Source organism: Pseudomonas macauensis (genome assembly GCF_047902425.1).
In the GTDB taxonomy this organism is placed as follows: Bacteria; Pseudomonadota; Gammaproteobacteria; order Pseudomonadales; family Pseudomonadaceae; genus Pseudomonas.
The window spans coordinates 2,912,460-2,926,880 of the sequence record NZ_CP138377.1 but is presented as its reverse complement, the minus strand read 5'-3'; the positions used below and the strand labels follow the sequence as shown (position 1 = coordinate 2,926,880).

The window sequence follows — 14,421 nt, the reverse complement described above, 5'->3', positions numbered from 1 at the left end:
CGGATCATGCCTCCTGGGCGGCCGCGCGGATTTCAGTCGAGGTCGCCGAGGTGTAGTCGGTGGCGCCCACATTCAGTTCACAGGTCTTGCCACCATCCACCACCAAGCTCTGGCCGGTGATGTAGGAGGCCTCGTCGGAAGCCAGGAAGAGGATCGCGTTGGCCACCTCCTCCGGTTCGCCGATGCGCCCCAGCGGCACGGCGCGGGCGGTGCCCTCGGCCATCTGCGGATTGCGCATCGCCTCGCGGGTACCCTCGCTCCAGACGATGCCGGGGATCACCACGTTGACGCGGATCTTCTGCATCGCCCCTTCAAGGGCCACCGCGCGGCTGAAATTCAGTACGCCGGCCTTGGCCGCGCCGTAGGCGCTCAGTCCGGGGCTACCGAGCAGCCCGGCCACCGAACCGAGGTTGACGATGGAGCCACCGCGCCCCTGCATGGCGCGAAACGCCGCGCGGGTGCCGAAGAAGGCCACGTCGAGACTGCCGCGCAGGCACTTGTGCCACTCGGAGGTTTCCAGCCCGGAGAGCGTGCCCCAGGTGTAGTTCACGGCGTTGTTGACCATCACATCGAGCTGCCCGAAGCGCTCCACCGTCGCCGCCACGGCGTTGTCCACCGAGGCCTCGTCGGTGACGTCGGCCTGCACCCAGTCGGCCTCGCCGCCCCGCGCGCGGATCTGCGCCACCACCAGTTCCAGCGGCTCGCGGCGCCGGCCGCAGACCATCACCCGTGCGCCCTGTGCAGCGAACAGCTGCGCCGCCGCCGCGCCAATGCCGGTACCGGCGCCGCTGATCAGTGCCACTTTGTCTTGCAGTCGTCCAGTCATCTACTTGTTCCTCTTCAAAGCATCAACATGCCGCCGCTGGCGGCGAGGGTTTGTCCGGTGAAAGCGCTGGAATCGTCGCTGGCGAGGAACAGACAGGTCTGCGCGATCTCCTCCGGCTCCAGCATTCGTCCCAGGGGTATCGCGCGCTCCAGGGCCTGGGCCCATTCGCGGGAAATGGATTGCATCATCGGCGTGCGGGTCGGCCCCGGGCACACCGTGTTGACGCGGATGCCGCGCGGCCCGAGGTCGCGCGCCAGGCACTTGGAGAAGCCGAGCAGCGCCGCCTTGGACGCGCAGTAGGCCAGCGGCCCCTCGCCGGTCAGCGCCGACAGGCTGGCGATGTTGACGATCGAGCCACGGCTGCCGCAGGCGATCATCAGGCGCACCGCCGCGCGGCTGCAGTGGAAGGCGCCGTCGAGGTTGATCTTCAGGATGCGCTGCCAGCCGTCATCTGTGAGGTCGACGATCATGTCGGTGAATACATCCGGCTCCTGCCCCGCGGCGAGCTGCGCAGTGCGCTCGCCCAGCCGCCGCTGGTAGTGCTCGAAGCCATCGCCCGGCACCTGGCCGAGACCGGCGTTGTTGACCAGCACATCGAGCCGGCCGTAGCGCTCGCGCACTGCGGCGAACAGGCGCTCGACGGCCGCACCATCGGCGATGTCGCAGGCCGCCGCCATGCAGCGCTCGCTACCCGTCAAAGCCTGCCGGGCGCTTTCCGCCGCCGCGCCATCGATATCCGCCAGCACCACGCTGGCGCCCTGCTCGGCGAACAGGACGGCGGTGGCGCGCCCCATGCCCGAGCCCGCGCCGGTCACCAGCGCGACTTTGTCCTTGAGTTTCATCGGCTGCCCTCCGCTCAGATCAGGTGCAGCTGGCTGCGCGCCTGCTCGGGCACTTCGTCGAGCTGGCGCCAGCCGCTGGCGTGACGCTCGAAGACCTTGAGGGTTGGCGCCGGCAGTGCGGCGACGTCGGTATAGAACTGCTCGTACCACTCGCGCAGCTGGTACACCGGGCCGTCGCCATCGCACAGCAGCGGCTTGTCGATCCGGCGCTTGCCATGCCAGATCTCCACGTCCTGGAAGAACGACTTGTGCGCCTGCTCGGCATAGGCCTCGGCAATGGCCAGGTTCTGCTCCTCGGAGAAACCCGGCTGCTTGCGCACCTTGACTGCGTAACGCAGCTCGAAGCTGTTCTGGTCTATCGGCACGTGGCAGTTGAGCAGCAGCGTGTCGATGGTCTGGCCACCGGTCTGCGCACTCATCCGGGTGACGTGATAGGCCGGACCAAAGTAGGCGCTGTCGGCGCGCAGGCCATTGCCGAGCAGTTCGCTCTCCTCGCCCTGAAACATCTGGTAGCCGATATGGCCGTCGAAAGTGTTGCAGAAGTAGCTGGCCGGCGAGCCGTGCACCGGGCCGAAATGCGCGCAGTCGGCGAGGTTGTCCACCAGCTCGCGGCAATTGGTCTGGATCACCATCTTGCGCATGCGCCAGTCGGTCCACTCCCGCGAGAAGCAGGCCTCGATGCGCGGGATGCGCACCGCCGGATCGGGCGCGCCGCCCTCGGCGTCGTGCCAGACGAACAGCAGGCTGTTTTCCTCCAGGGTCGGCCACGCCTTGATCCGTGCGCGTGGCGGAATGCGCTGGCAGTAAGGGATGGCCGTGCACTTGCCGTCGGCGCCCCACTGCCAATGGTGGAACGGGCACACCACGTCGTTGCCACGCACCTCGCCACCGCTGAGATCGGCGCCCATGTGCGGGCAGTAGCCGTCGAGGATACGAATGGTGCCGTCCTCGCCGCGATAGGCGACCAGACGGGTGCCGAAGATGTCCAGGCGATGCGGTTTGCCGTCGGCAAAGTCAGCGGCCAGGCCCAGGCAGTGCCAGCCACGGGCGAAGCGTTGCGGGTAGAGTGCGGGCGCATTGGTCGGCGATTCCATGCTGTTCTCCAGGGTGATGGATGTCGTGCCGAACTATCGAACAGGGCCCAGCGGGCAACATCCCCGCCGAGGACTAGCCCACACGGGTGAGATGGCCCGACGCCCCGCGCGCCACCGCACATCCTCCATACGGACGATGTCGACGAACTCCGGGCAAACCAGCCTTGGGGAGCCCATCAGAAGGCTCACCCGGTGGAGGGAAGAACATGCACGGCACCGATATTTCGCTGGACAGCCTGAGCGCCCTGATCGACCTGATCTACGAAGGCGCCACCGAAGCCCTGCCCTGGCAGCAGAGCCTGGAGCGCCTGCGCGCGGCCCTGGGCGCCAGCTACGCGACCCTGATCCTGCGCCCGGCGAAACCCGGCGCGCCGGGTTTCATGGTGAATGCCGGCGCAGTCTCGACCTGGGCCGTGGACGCTTACGAAGGCACCTTCTACGCCCTCGATCCCTTCATCGACCTGCCCTCGGGCGAGGTCCATACGGTGACGGAAATCCTCGGTGAGGACGGTTGGCGCGAATCGGCCTTCTACCAGCAGTTCAACGCCCCGCTGGACATCTTTCACATCCTCGGAGCGGACATCCCCGGCCCCGACGGCGGGCAATGCCGCCTGCGCATCAGCCGCTCGCACGGGGCCCCGGCCTTCGATGCCGCCGACAAGGCGTTCTGCACGCGCCTGCTCTCCCACCTGCAACGCGCCCTGAGCTTCTATGAACGGCTGGAACGCAGTGAGGTGGAGCGGCGCCTGTATGCCTCCGCCGTGGAGCGGATGCGCATCGGCACCCTGATCCTCGACGGCCACAAGCAGGTGCTCGAAAGCAATCAGGCTGCCCAGGAGCTGCTCGCGGCCGGCGACGGCCTGCAAGTGCTCGAAGGCTGCCTGCAAGCCAGCGTCGGCCGCGACAACCAGGCCCTACAGCGGCTGATCAGCCAGGCCCAGCAACGGCGCCAGCCCAACGGCCCGCAAGTGGCGGAAGCGATCATGCTGACGCGCCCTTCCGGCCGCCCGGCGCTGGGCGTGGTCGTACAGTGCCTGCCGGGCCGGGAACAGATGGAGAGTGGAGAAGCCCGGGTGGCGGTGTTCCTGCGCGATCCCGAACAGACCGCCAGCGTGCCGCAGCAGCCATTGCGCCAACTGTTCGGCTTCACCCCGACCGAGGCGGAGCTGGCGGCGCAGCTGGCCAACGGGCTGTCGCTGGAGGATGCCTGCGCGCGCATGAGCATCAGCCGCAACACGGCCAAGTCGCACCTGCGGGCGATCTTCGGCAAGGCCGGGGTCAACCGGCAGAGCGAACTGGCGTGCACGCTGCACGGCAGCGTTGCCTTTCTCTGCGGCAATCCCTCGGCCGGCTGACTCCGCTCAGCAAGCGCAGCGCCGAAGCGCCAATGCAAAGACTCCCCGGTATCGAACACCGGGGAGCCTCCTGCCGTCAGCCCTGCATCGCGGCGTGACGGCCGGCCTGGCGGCCGAAGAAACTGGAATCCGCCAGCGACAGACCGGAGCTGTAGCCGCCGCCCCAACGCGGCAAGCCGCAGGTGGTTCTACCGGCGGCGTAGAGCCCGGCGATGGGGTCGCGCTGCTGGGTCAGCACCTGGCCGGTCGGCAGTGTGTCGAGCCCGCCAAGGGTGAAGTGCGGGTAGAAGGCGTAATCGAAGCGGCAGTCCAGGGCCACGAAAGGCGGCTCGTCCAGCGGCTTGAGCCATTTCTCCGCCTTGTGGAACAGCGGGTCGCGGCCCTCGGCGGCATGCCGGTTGAAGAACGCGACGCTCTCGGACAGAGTGCCCGAAGGCAGCCCCAGCTCCTGCTCCACCTCTTCCCAGGTCTCGCCAACGGCGCCGATGTCGATGCGGGTGAACTCGGCCGGACGCTCGAAGCAGGCATTGTCAGCCAGCAGGAAGACCCGGTCCCCGCCCTGGCGCAGAATGTGATGGCCGATGCGGCCGTGGTAACAGTCTTCGTTGATGAAGCGCTGGCCACGCTGGTTGACGAAGATACCCTTGACCAGCGATTCCGGCGCATAGAACGGCAGGCTGACGAAGGCCTCGTCCATGTGGATCGCCGCGCCGCCGACACTCATGCCCAGCTGGATGCCGCTGCCATCGTCCCCCGGCGTGCCGATCGGGTTGTCGTTGTGCATCAGCTGCGGGGCATGGCGACGCACCATCTCGCGGTTCATCACGAAGCCACCGGCGCAGAGGATCACGCCCTTGCTGGCGCGAATGAAGCGCTGCTGGCCATCGCAGCGCGCCACCACGCCGTGGACCTTGCCCGCGTCGTCGGCGATCAGGGCCAGTACGCGGCTGTCATAGCTCACCTCGACGCCGAGCTCGACGACACGGGCCGCCAGAATGTCCATCAGCAGGCGACCGCCACCCCAGCCCTCCCACTGCAGCGTATGGCCTCGCGGACAGGGTCTGGCTCCGGCCGCGAAGGGCCAGGCCTCCTCGCTGCCGGACCAGATCAGGCAATCGTCGGTGACCGGCTCCACCATTTTCTGCGGGAGGAAGGTGTTCTTGTAGGGCACGCCCTGGGCCACCAGCCAGTGGTAGTGGTCCAGGCTGTTGTCCGCGTAGAGGCGCGCCTTGGCTTCGTCGGCGTCAGGCCCGCCGGCCATCATCAGGTAGCGGTACAGGTCCTCGGTGTCGTCGCTGAAGCCGGCGTTGCGCTGGGCCGGGGTGCCGCCATTGCCGCCGAGGTAGATCTCGCCACCCGAAAGGGCACTGGTGCCGCCGCTGCCGGAGGAGGCCTCCAGCAGCACGACGCCCGCCCCCGCACCGGCGGCCTCGATCGAGGCGCAGGCGCCGGCGGCGCCGAAGCCAACCACCAGCACCTCGGTTTCCTGGTCCCAGGCGGGGACCTCATGCAGACGACAGGGGCGGTTCACGGAGAACGGGGATGACATGCAGATGCTCCTTCTTCTTGTTGTTCTGGCAAATGGACCTGCGGGCCGAGGTCGAACAGAAGCAGCGGAGATCGGGCGAAAACGGAGGCCGACGCCGTACCGCCCCGACGGGCAGGGACGCCCCACCTTACCGACTGCGGTAAGGACGGCCCTCGTCCGATTGAACTAGCCACGGGGCAACCCGGCATGGGCACGCTGATGATGTACTGCCGGGCCACGGCTGGATGGCGGCCTTTGCCGCCGGGCGGGACGGATTGCCTTTTGCAGGAAGCGCCGCTTAATCTCGTCGGCGCTTTCCTACAACAAAAATAAGAAATGGTTCCAAATGGCACACTCGCTTTCGCTCGACCAGTTCAGCGGGATGCTCGGCAATCTCTATCAGGGCCCTCTGGAGTCCACGCCGTGGCAATCCTTTCTCAACCAGCTCAACCAGTTCCTCGACGCCAAGTACGTCACCTTCATCCTGCGTCCACCCAGTGACGAGAACGAAGGACTGATGGTCAATGCCAACGGCAGTTCGGCCGAAATCGTGGCCTCCTACAGCCAGTACTATTTCAGCCTCGACCCGTTCGTCGACCTGCCCAGCGGCCAGGTCGTGACCATCGATGAATTCATCTCCCAGGAGGCCTGGCTGGCCTCGGAGTTCTACCGCAACTTCGCCGCACCGGCGGGGGTGTTCCATATCCTCGGCGCCGACATCCGCACCAGCGACGGCGCCCTCTGCCGCATCCGCGTCTGCCGCGGCATCGAATCCCCCGCTTTCACCGAGAACGACAAGGCGCGGCTGGCGTATTTCGTGCCGCACCTGGAGCGCTCGGTGGTACTGCACACGCAGATGAACCGTATCGAGACCGAACGCAACCTCTACGCCGGCGCGGTGGACCAGTTCGCCGTCGGCACCATCATCCTCGACGAGACCGGCAAGATCCTGCAGACCAACCAGGTGGCCGAGAACCTGCTGCGCGAAAAGGACGGGCTGAAGATCAGCGGCGACAACCTGCAGGTCGGCACCCCGCGCGACTGCCAGGAATTCCGCCGGCTGGTGAAGCAGGCCCTGCAGTCGCAGAAAGGCTCGCAGCCCTCGGTGGTCGAGGCCATGCGCGTGCAGCGTCCCTCGGGGCGCTCGGACCTGGGGATCATCGTGCGCTCGGTCCCCCTGAGCGAGTGGAACGAAGGCAAGCACTGCCCCTCGGTGGTGATCTTCGTCAGCGACCCGGAACAGGAGGCCCGCGCACCCCAGGAAATCGTCCGGGCGCTGTTCGACCTGACCCCGGCCGAGTCCCAACTGGCGATGCTGCTGGCCAACGGCCTGACCCTGGACGAAGCCTCCGACGAGCTGAACATCAGCCGCAACACCGCGCGCGCCCACCTGCGCTCGACCTTCTCCAAGACCGGGGTGACCCGGCAGACCATGCTGGTCCGCCTGATACTGCGCAGCGTCGCCTCCCTGGGCTAGTCCCAGCGGACGATTTGCTCATCGGCCTCCGCGACTACCGTTCGAAACCCGGGGTTAGTCGATGAGGCCGAAGTCATGTCGAGGTTCATTCCGCTGCTGATCACGATTGTCATCTGCGGCAGCCTGCTGGCCGCCCGCTACATGCTGGACAGGTACGAAGCCTCGGCGAAGCAGGCCCGCCTGGACGCGCCGTGCAGCGTGGGCAATTGCCTGCGGCAGCTGCCGTAACCCGGCACCGCGTCCAAACCCAGAACCCTACCGGCCGAAGCGCCCATCGCGCGCCTCAACATTGCTGCACACAATGCACTTATCATCTGCAATTCCCCCATCTAGTGCTTATAGCCTGGATAATTAGACTGCCGATCATCGTTCACAGTCAGAGGGAAAAACGATGATCGCTCGTGTAACGCTGCAACAGTTCGGTGGACCGGAGGTGCTTCGGATCAGCCAGGTCGAAGGCCAGCAACCCGGCCCGGGCGAGGTCTGGCTGGAACAGGCGGCCATCGGCGTCAATCCGCTGGACGCCAGCCAGCGCTCGGGAGCGGTGAAGATTCCCCTGCCGGCCACGCCGGGGCTCGAAGGCGCGGGCATCGTGGCCGCCGTCGGCGCGGGTGTCACCCAGGTAGCGGTCGGCGACCGGGTCGCCTATGCCACCGGCCCCCTGGGCGGCTATGCGAGCGGGCGCCTCTATCCGGCGGAGCGGCTGGTCAGGCTGCCTGAGGAGCTGGGTTTCGACGAGGCGGCGGCAGTCCTGTTCAAGGGCATCACCGCGCAGTACCTGCTCAAGACCACCTACCCCGTCGGCCCCGGCACGCGGGTGCTGATCTACGGCGCCGGCGGCGCGCTCGGGCAGATCATGGTGTCCTGGGCGAAGCACCTGGGGGCCTTCGTCATCGGCGTCGTATCCCGCCAACAAAGCGTCGAGCGGGCATGGGAGGCAGGCTGCGACGAGGTACTGGTCTTCGATGCCCAGACCCTGGCCGGACAAGTGCTCGACCTCACCCAGGGCCGGAAGGTCGACGTGGTCTACGATCCCATCGGCCGGGTTTCCTTCGCCGCTTCGCTGGACTGCCTGCGCCCCCGAGGCCTGCTGGTGAGCTTCGGCATGACCAGCGGCGCACCACCAGCGGTGGAACTGGCCACGCTCAACGCCAAGGGTTCGCTGTTCCTCACCCGCCCTTCCCTGGCGGCGCACACGGCGACCACCGAGGAATACCAGGAGCGCGCGGGGGACGTGTTGCAGGCCGTCGCCGCGGGTATCATCCGGCCTCGGGTCTGGCAGCGCTACCGGCTCGCCGACGCCGCACGCGCCCATGCCGACCTGGAGGCCGGGCGCTCCGAAGGAGCCATGGTGCTGGTGCCGTGAAGCGTGTGCGCCCGATCAATGGATTCACCAAGCTGGGAGCCTTATGGATCTGTTCGATAGTCGACAGGCGGATGAACTCGCCACCCTCCTGGCGCTGTTCGAGCACGGCTCCTTCGCCGCCGCGGGCAGGGCCCTGCAGCGCCACCCCTCGGTGCTGTCGAAACGGCTGAGCGCGCTGGAGCTGCGCCTGGGAATACGGCTGGTGGAACGCACCACCCGGCAACTGCGCTTCACCGGCGAAGGCTTGCGCCTGGCCGAGCGCCTGCGCCACGCCGCCAGCCTGATCCAGGAAGCCCAGGAAGAAGCCACGCACAACGCCGCCCAGGTGCAGGGACGCCTGCGCGTCGCACTGCCGTCGGCGATGGGCCGGCTCTGGCTGAGCCCGATCATCGCCGGCTTCGCCCTCGCGCACCCGAAGGTTTCCCTGGACATGGAGTACTCCGAGCGCATCGTCGACCTGGTCGCCGAAGGCTTCGATGCCGCCATCCGGGTTGGCGAACTGCCCGACAGCCGCCTGGTCGCGCGCAAGCTCTGCGCCAGCCACCGCATCCTCTGCGCCGCGCCGGACTACCTGGAGCGCCGTGGCAGCCCCACTACGCCCGCCGAGCTGACCGGGCACAACTGCCTGGGCTTCACCGGCCTGCAGTCCTATCCCGACTGGAAGCTCACCTGCGACGGCACCCAGCAGACCGTCAGGATCAACGGCACCCTTACCAGCAATGACAATGAGGCGCTGCTGTCAGCCGCGCGCACCGGCATCGGCATCCTGGTCGGCGGCGAATGGCTGATGAAGCGCGACCTCGATGCCGGGCGGCTGGTCCGCGTGCTGCCCGGCTGGCGACTCGACGCGGAGGCTGGGGTCTACCTCGTCCGCCCGTCATCGCGCTACGACACGGCCACCGCCGAAGCGTTTCGCCGCTGGATCGAGGAACATTTCGTCAGCGGCGCGCCCTGGGCGTGAGCTGTGGCGCCTGGCTATGGCGCCTTGTCGGCCAGCGACTCCAGAAGATCGGCGGACGGCACGAAGTACAGGCTCCCCGTCACCGCCTTGCTGTAGTCCAGCAGGCGATCGTAGTTGCCCGCCGGCCGGCCAATGAACATGTTCTGCAGCATTTCCTCGATCGGCTGCGGCGAGCGGGCATAGCCAATGAAGTAGGTGCCGAACTCCCCTGACCCAGGGCGGCCGAAGGGCATGTTGTCGCGCAGGATCTTCACCTCCTGCCCGTTCTTCTCCAGGGTGGTCAGGGAGCTGTGCGAGCAGCTCGGTTTCACCGAGTCGTCCAGCTCGATGTCCGACAGCTTGGTGCGCCCGATGATGCGCTCCTGAGCTTCAGTGGAGAGTTCGTTCCAGCCCGCCATGTCATGCAGGTATTTCTGCACCAGCACATAGCTGCCACCGGCGAAGCCCGCATCCTCCTCGCCAATGAGGGTGAAGTGCGCCGCCTCGCGGCCGACCGGGTTCTCGGTGCCATCGACGAAGCCGACCATGCTGCGCATGTCGAAATAGCGGAATCCATGGACTTCATCCACCACGCTGACGGCATCCCCCAGCCTGGAAAGCAGCAGTGTCGCCAGTTCGAAGCAGAGGTCCATCTGCTCCGCGCGGATATGCAGCAGGAGATCACCCGGTGTGGAAACGGCGACACGCTCGCCAGCGCCGATTTCGCGGAACCTGTGCAGCGACGCAGGACGCGGCGCACCGAACAGGGCATCCCATGCCTCGGAACCAAAGCCCACCACGCAGGACAGGTTGCCACTGGGTACGCGTTTGCCGACCGAACGGACCAGGGCCGCCACGTCGCCGCACAGCGAACGCACCGAATCCAGGTGCTCCTCGCCGGGCGTCAAGGTTGCGACGAGGAAGATCGCGCTACGGGTGATCGGGCTATCGACCGCTTGGGGTACAGGTGAATCGTTGGTCATTTTTCCATCACTCGTCATCGGACTGGGTGCGGTTGAGACTATCAGAGATGGCGGTTTGCGGCGGCTGTTCTCGGTCAACAGCGGGCGGCTGGCGCAGGCCATGGCATCTGGAATTGAGCTAGTCTCACGTTGGCTGAACGCATCGAGCCAAGGGAATTGTCGGGATGCCGAGAGAACGGGCGCCCCCTCGTTCAGGGCGCCAGGCAGGCTTCCCGTCAATGGCGGATTCAGCAACATCGCCCAAGGAGGGTAACGGCAGGTGCATCCACTCATACTCCCCATGGCCGTCCATGTAGCGCTTACCGCTTTTCTCTACGTGCTGCTAACCATCGCGCGGGCGCCGAAAGTCTGGGGTATCGGCAAGAGTCCGGATGGGAGCAATCCCTGGGCAACGGTAGAACCCCGCATCAGCGCCAACCTGTCCAATCAGTTCGAATGGCCGGTGTTCTTCTACGCCGCTTGCCTGCTGCTGATACAGAGCCATCTCGAGGTCGAGGCTGCAGCCTGGTTTGCCTGGGCTTTCATTGCCGGACGCGTGGCTCACAGTTGTGTGCAGATACTTACGACAAATATTCGGTTGCGCGGCCTGGTCTTCACCATCAACTTCGTCGCCACACTGGGTATGTGGATCGTCGTTCTTTACCTCCACGCGAAGGACCCGGCCTGACGATCCATTCAATAGGGGGCGCACCATTGCAGACGCCGATTCATTCTTCAGGAAGTTCGCCATGACAGACTCGAAAGACAGGACGGAAGCCGACGGAGACCTGTCGCAGATGATCATAGGTCTCGGGCCCTGCACCTATCTGCTGCTACTTCTGATTGCCCTGATCCTCGTATTCCCCTTCCTCGAAGAAGGCCTGTTCCCCCGCACCCTGCTCGGCATCCTGTTCTCAAGCGTGCTGCTGGTAGGGGCATTTGCAACTCCGCAGTCCCAGCGCGGGCTCGTCGTCAAACTGGGCTTGGCGTTATTGGGGATCGGCCTTCAATGGACGGCGCTGTGGACCTCGAACCTGGCGCTCCTTCACCTCGCCGGAATGGCCTATGCGGTATCACTGTTGGTATCGATAACCGGCGTGCTCCGCTATGTGCTCAAGCGCGGGCTGATCACTGCGGACAAGCTGCACGGCGCGCTGTCCGGGTACATCATGCTGGCCTTTGCCTGGGCCTTTATCTATGCCCTGACAGAAATGGACGCAGCTGCCTCGTTCGGCCCCACCCGCCTGGACTTCACGCAGACCGGCACCTTCTTCAAGCTGATCTATTTCAGCTTCACCACTCTCACCACCACCGGCTACGGTGACATCGTGCCGCTGACCAATCACGCCCGCTCACTGGTGATGATCGAAGAGTTCACCGGGGTCTTCTACGTCGGCGTCCTGATCGCACGGCTGGCCGGCCTCTATCCGTCGCCGTCGCCCCGCTGACGGCTGGCCGCAATCAATCCGGGACAAACTTCCGTCGTATTGCTCAATAGCCATCGGCAATCGAAAATAGCGCCGACCCAAAGAGAGGTGACCCGCCATGATCCTGCGCGGTATGGCACAGATGCACATCGACGACCTGCCCGCCCGATTCCAGGCCCTGCTGCGAGAGTGTCCCGGCATGGAACCGTCGGGCTTCGTCTGGGTGGTCTTCTACCAGGGACGCCTGTTCGGCGCCTATCCCGATGCCGATCTCGCGTTGCGCAAGGTGACCGAAATCGAGCATTGCATCAGCGAAGACGAAGTGCCCAAGGCGCAATGCTGACGCCCTCCCCGTCGCCCTCCCCTTATCCAGCCAGGCGCCCCTAGATGCTCCCTCATGTTCCCAAGCCTCGCAGCGCCAAGAGATCGCGTCTTCACCTGTTGCGCGGGCGCGTCGGGCTTGGGCTCGTCGCCGGCCTTTCCGTGCTGGCGGGCATGACCGATGCGATCGGGTTCCTGGCCACGGGCGACTTCGTGTCCTTCATGAGCGGCAATACCACCCGGCTCGCCGTCGCCGTGAATGACCACGACCTGACTACGCTCGGACGGCTATCGCTCGCAGTGCTGTGCTTCGTGGCCGGCAATGCCCTGGGGGTCGTCCTGGCCCGCGGTTTCAAGCGGCGCGCCACGCCTTTGCTCATCGTCGTCGCGGTGCTGCTTGGCTTCGCCGCCGTCTGGCCCGAGACGCGGAACCTCCCGGCCTTCGTTGCGGCAATCGTGTCGATGGGGATGCTGAACGCGGTGGTGGAACAGGTGAACGGCATGCCCATCGGCCTCACCTACGTGACCGGTGCACTGTCCCGCTTCGGCCGTGGTCTCGGGCGCTGGCTGCTGGGCGAGCGCAACAATGGCTGGCGGGTTCAACTCGTACCCTGGAGCGGCATGTTGCTGGGCGGTGCGGCGGGTGCCTTCCTGGAACATCACCTGGGGTTGGGCGCCATGGCCGTGAGCAGTGCCTTGGCCTGCGCACTGGCCGTGATCGTCTACTTCGTCCCGCGCTCCTGGCAGTTGGGCTACATGCCCCGCTAGACGAGCACCTGCCGGGTGGTGGCGATCAGCTCGTGCACCTGGCGCTCGACCTGCTCGTCCGTGGGGCTTTCCGGTCCCCGGCCGCGCGGGCATGGCAGGCTCGGCGTCGTGCCGAACAGGCGGCAGATCAACGGACGCTCCTCGTACACCTCGCAGCCCTGCGGCCCCAGGTGCACGCAGTTCCAATGCGCCAGGGCGGCGTCATGCTCGGCGTCGCTCTTCACGGGCAGGCGCGACATCTCCTCGGACGACGCGGTCACCGGCCCGCAGCAATCGTGGCAGCCCGGCACGCAGGCGAAACTCGGGATCTGCCGGCGCAAATGGTCGATCTTTCGACGGGTCGTGCAACTCACAGGATGTCCCAGCCCACAACGTTGGCCGGCATTCGCGGATAGGGATCGTTCACTGGCATGGCGGCGCCTCCAAATGGCTCGGCGGGTTCAGAGATGGATTTCCACGTTCTTGATGCCAAGCTCGCGCAGCTCGACGATCAGGCCATCCAGGTGCGCAAACGACTCGACCTGCTCGCTCTCATCCACCAGGAAAAAGCTGCGCCCCGCGTCCTTCTTGAAGAACACGATCCACTCTTTCGTATTGGTCGGGTTTGCGATCACGTGCGTGTCGAAGGATATGCCTGCGGCATTCCGGGCTTTCACATCGTTGCGCTTCACTCAAATCACCTTGCTACGTCCGCACTTCCATCTGTCTACCTACCAGGATTGTCGCCGAATCGACACAGACTGGCCTGGCTGTCGGCCCGCCTGCTCAAACGCTCTCCATGATCGTTACATGATAACACCCCATGCCCGATTCGTTGGAGGGGGCGCAGGCTGCGACACTGACGCTGCACCGCTCTTGTAGGAGCGGACTCCGTCCGCGATGGTTCGGCACGGGGCTTCTGGTCACCATCGCGGATGAATCCGCTCCTACGGTTGAGTACCGCGACCAAGCCTTCCATGAGCGGCTCCAAGGCCCAACGGCTGACGGTTGGATGGAGCGAAATCTGGCTCAAAGTGCAATGCGCTTCCAGTGCAGAGATAGACGTATAATCCCGCCACTTCATTGGGCTTGAGCCCTAAGGTGATTGGCGAAATGCGGTTCAGTCCGGGCGTGCGCAATCCTTCGTTGTTGTCCTCCGCACTGCTGTTCGGGGGCCTGGTTGGCTGGTACGTCGGTCGGCTGGTCGGCCTGTACGGCGATGAGTGGTTTGCGGAGCCCGAATACGGATTTGAAGCCCTGGCCGCCTTCTGCGGAATTCTTTGCGGAGCGTTGTTCGCCTACACCCAAGGTAAAAGCGTAGTGCCGAGGATGGCCGGCTTTTTCTCCGCTGCATGTTTCGTCCTGGCCATGTTCGGCTATGCCCGGTACTCCAGCGACATGCCCCCGCATGACCTTCACCTGGCCACCTATCTGCAGGATTTCATCCGCCAGACCCTGGGCTTGTGGCTGTCACCGATCATCGGCGCCGCACTGGTGTCGCTGTTCCGCGCGGTCCTCCACTAACCAACCGGGTTT

At 65.7% G+C, this 14,421-nt stretch carries 17 protein-coding genes; 10 read left to right on the top strand and 7 right to left on the bottom strand.

Going from position 1 to position 14,421, the window contains the following annotated elements; translation table 11 throughout:
* Positions 1-4: 4 nt before the first annotated feature.
* From SD196_RS13660 to SD196_RS13650, 3 genes are read right to left on the bottom strand one after another with little or no spacing between them, the layout of a single operon-like run.
* On the bottom strand, positions 5-826 hold the full coding sequence (locus SD196_RS13660) for an SDR family NAD(P)-dependent oxidoreductase (RefSeq protein ID WP_416311669.1): 822 nt from the start codon (positions 824-826) through the stop codon (positions 5-7).
* Between the two features lie 14 nt (positions 827-840).
* Positions 841-1,668, bottom strand: a complete 828-nt coding sequence (locus SD196_RS13655) for an SDR family NAD(P)-dependent oxidoreductase (RefSeq protein WP_416311668.1) — start codon at positions 1,666-1,668, stop codon at positions 841-843.
* 14 nt (positions 1,669-1,682) lie between these two features.
* Complete coding sequence (locus SD196_RS13650) at positions 1,683-2,762, bottom strand: Rieske 2Fe-2S domain-containing protein (protein ID WP_416311667.1); 1,080 nt, start codon at positions 2,760-2,762, stop codon at positions 1,683-1,685.
* A gap of 206 nt (positions 2,763-2,968) precedes the next feature.
* On the opposite strand from SD196_RS13650, the gene SD196_RS13645 reads away from it, so the two are divergent.
* Positions 2,969-4,117, top strand: coding sequence for a helix-turn-helix transcriptional regulator (locus SD196_RS13645; RefSeq protein WP_370599384.1), 1,149 nt, complete (start codon positions 2,969-2,971; stop codon positions 4,115-4,117).
* Positions 4,118-4,193: 76 nt separating this feature from the next.
* On the opposite strand, the gene SD196_RS13640 is transcribed toward SD196_RS13645, so the two are convergent.
* Positions 4,194-5,666 carry an FAD-dependent oxidoreductase gene (locus SD196_RS13640; protein WP_416311666.1) on the bottom strand — a complete coding sequence of 491 codons (1,473 nt, stop codon included), beginning with the start codon at positions 5,664-5,666 and terminating at the stop codon, positions 4,194-4,196.
* Positions 5,667-5,991: 325 nt separating this feature from the next.
* Here SD196_RS13640 and SD196_RS13635 point away from each other — a divergent pair, with 325 nt between their 5' ends.
* The 4 genes from SD196_RS13635 to SD196_RS13620 all read left to right on the top strand — a co-directional run bounded on the left by SD196_RS13635 (position 5,992) and on the right by SD196_RS13620 (position 9,449).
* Positions 5,992-7,122, top strand: a complete 1,131-nt coding sequence (locus tag SD196_RS13635) for a helix-turn-helix transcriptional regulator (RefSeq protein WP_275607118.1) — start codon at positions 5,992-5,994, stop codon at positions 7,120-7,122.
* 75 nt (positions 7,123-7,197) lie between these two features.
* The gene (locus SD196_RS13630; protein WP_275607119.1) at positions 7,198-7,350 is read left to right on the top strand and encodes a hypothetical protein; all 153 of its coding nucleotides are present in this window, start codon (positions 7,198-7,200) and stop codon (positions 7,348-7,350) included.
* Positions 7,351-7,513: 163 nt separating this feature from the next.
* On the top strand, positions 7,514-8,488 hold the full coding sequence (locus SD196_RS13625; RefSeq protein WP_416311665.1) for a quinone oxidoreductase family protein: 975 nt from the start codon (positions 7,514-7,516) through the stop codon (positions 8,486-8,488).
* Between the two features lie 43 nt (positions 8,489-8,531).
* Positions 8,532-9,449, top strand: coding sequence for a LysR family transcriptional regulator (locus SD196_RS13620; RefSeq protein ID WP_416311664.1), 918 nt, complete (start codon positions 8,532-8,534; stop codon positions 9,447-9,449).
* Positions 9,450-9,463: 14 nt separating this feature from the next.
* Here the strand turns inward: SD196_RS13620 and SD196_RS13615 are convergent, their stop codons facing one another.
* The gene (locus SD196_RS13615) at positions 9,464-10,411 is read right to left on the bottom strand and encodes a Dyp-type peroxidase (RefSeq protein WP_416311663.1); all 948 of its coding nucleotides are present in this window, start codon (positions 10,409-10,411) and stop codon (positions 9,464-9,466) included.
* A gap of 280 nt (positions 10,412-10,691) precedes the next feature.
* Here SD196_RS13615 and SD196_RS13610 point away from each other — a divergent pair, with 280 nt between their 5' ends.
* The 4 genes from SD196_RS13610 to SD196_RS13595 all read left to right on the top strand — a co-directional run bounded on the left by SD196_RS13610 (position 10,692) and on the right by SD196_RS13595 (position 12,906).
* Entirely contained in the window at positions 10,692-11,078 is a 387-nt protein-coding gene (locus SD196_RS13610) for an MAPEG family protein (protein ID WP_275607123.1), read from the top strand.
* A gap of 61 nt (positions 11,079-11,139) precedes the next feature.
* Positions 11,140-11,838, top strand: coding sequence for a potassium channel family protein (locus SD196_RS13605; RefSeq protein ID WP_275607124.1), 699 nt, complete (start codon positions 11,140-11,142; stop codon positions 11,836-11,838).
* A gap of 97 nt (positions 11,839-11,935) precedes the next feature.
* Positions 11,936-12,160, top strand: a complete 225-nt coding sequence (locus SD196_RS13600) for a hypothetical protein (protein ID WP_275607125.1) — start codon at positions 11,936-11,938, stop codon at positions 12,158-12,160.
* Between the two features lie 44 nt (positions 12,161-12,204).
* The gene (locus SD196_RS13595) at positions 12,205-12,906 is read left to right on the top strand and encodes a YoaK family protein (protein WP_275607126.1); all 702 of its coding nucleotides are present in this window, start codon (positions 12,205-12,207) and stop codon (positions 12,904-12,906) included.
* Here the strand turns inward: SD196_RS13595 and SD196_RS13590 are convergent.
* Together SD196_RS13590 and SD196_RS13585 are read right to left on the bottom strand one after the other, a co-directional pair.
* Positions 12,903-13,259 carry a YkgJ family cysteine cluster protein gene (locus SD196_RS13590; RefSeq protein WP_275607127.1) on the bottom strand — a complete coding sequence of 119 codons (357 nt, stop codon included), beginning with the start codon at positions 13,257-13,259 and terminating at the stop codon, positions 12,903-12,905. The genes SD196_RS13595 and SD196_RS13590 overlap by 4 nt on opposite strands.
* An 87-nt stretch (positions 13,260-13,346) precedes the next feature.
* The gene (locus SD196_RS13585) at positions 13,347-13,577 is read right to left on the bottom strand and encodes a hypothetical protein (RefSeq protein WP_331320002.1); all 231 of its coding nucleotides are present in this window, start codon (positions 13,575-13,577) and stop codon (positions 13,347-13,349) included.
* 421 nt (positions 13,578-13,998) lie between these two features.
* On the opposite strand from SD196_RS13585, the gene SD196_RS13580 reads away from it, so the two are divergent.
* Positions 13,999-14,409, top strand: coding sequence for a hypothetical protein (locus SD196_RS13580; protein WP_416311662.1), 411 nt, complete (start codon positions 13,999-14,001; stop codon positions 14,407-14,409).
* Positions 14,410-14,421: the final 12 nt, after the last annotated feature.

Coding starts and splice junctions, on each gene's coding strand:
- SD196_RS13660 (WP_416311669.1), bottom strand. CDS start 826: ATGACTGGACGACTGCAAGACAAAGTGGCACTGATCAGCGGCGCCGGT.
- SD196_RS13655 (WP_416311668.1), bottom strand. CDS start 1,668: ATGAAACTCAAGGACAAAGTCGCGCTGGTGACCGGCGCGGGCTCGGGC.
- SD196_RS13650 (WP_416311667.1), bottom strand. CDS start 2,762: ATGGAATCGCCGACCAATGCGCCCGCACTCTACCCGCAACGCTTCGCC.
- SD196_RS13645 (WP_370599384.1), top strand. CDS start 2,969: ATGCACGGCACCGATATTTCGCTGGACAGCCTGAGCGCCCTGATCGAC.
- SD196_RS13640 (WP_416311666.1), bottom strand. CDS start 5,666: ATGTCATCCCCGTTCTCCGTGAACCGCCCCTGTCGTCTGCATGAGGTC.
- SD196_RS13635 (WP_275607118.1), top strand. CDS start 5,992: ATGGCACACTCGCTTTCGCTCGACCAGTTCAGCGGGATGCTCGGCAAT.
- SD196_RS13630 (WP_275607119.1), top strand. CDS start 7,198: ATGTCGAGGTTCATTCCGCTGCTGATCACGATTGTCATCTGCGGCAGC.
- SD196_RS13625 (WP_416311665.1), top strand. CDS start 7,514: ATGATCGCTCGTGTAACGCTGCAACAGTTCGGTGGACCGGAGGTGCTT.
- SD196_RS13620 (WP_416311664.1), top strand. CDS start 8,532: ATGGATCTGTTCGATAGTCGACAGGCGGATGAACTCGCCACCCTCCTG.
- SD196_RS13615 (WP_416311663.1), bottom strand. CDS start 10,411: ATGACCAACGATTCACCTGTACCCCAAGCGGTCGATAGCCCGATCACC.
- SD196_RS13610 (WP_275607123.1), top strand. CDS start 10,692: ATGGCCGTCCATGTAGCGCTTACCGCTTTTCTCTACGTGCTGCTAACC.
- SD196_RS13605 (WP_275607124.1), top strand. CDS start 11,140: ATGACAGACTCGAAAGACAGGACGGAAGCCGACGGAGACCTGTCGCAG.
- SD196_RS13600 (WP_275607125.1), top strand. CDS start 11,936: ATGATCCTGCGCGGTATGGCACAGATGCACATCGACGACCTGCCCGCC.
- SD196_RS13595 (WP_275607126.1), top strand. CDS start 12,205: ATGCTCCCTCATGTTCCCAAGCCTCGCAGCGCCAAGAGATCGCGTCTT.
- SD196_RS13580 (WP_416311662.1), top strand. CDS start 13,999: ATGCGGTTCAGTCCGGGCGTGCGCAATCCTTCGTTGTTGTCCTCCGCA.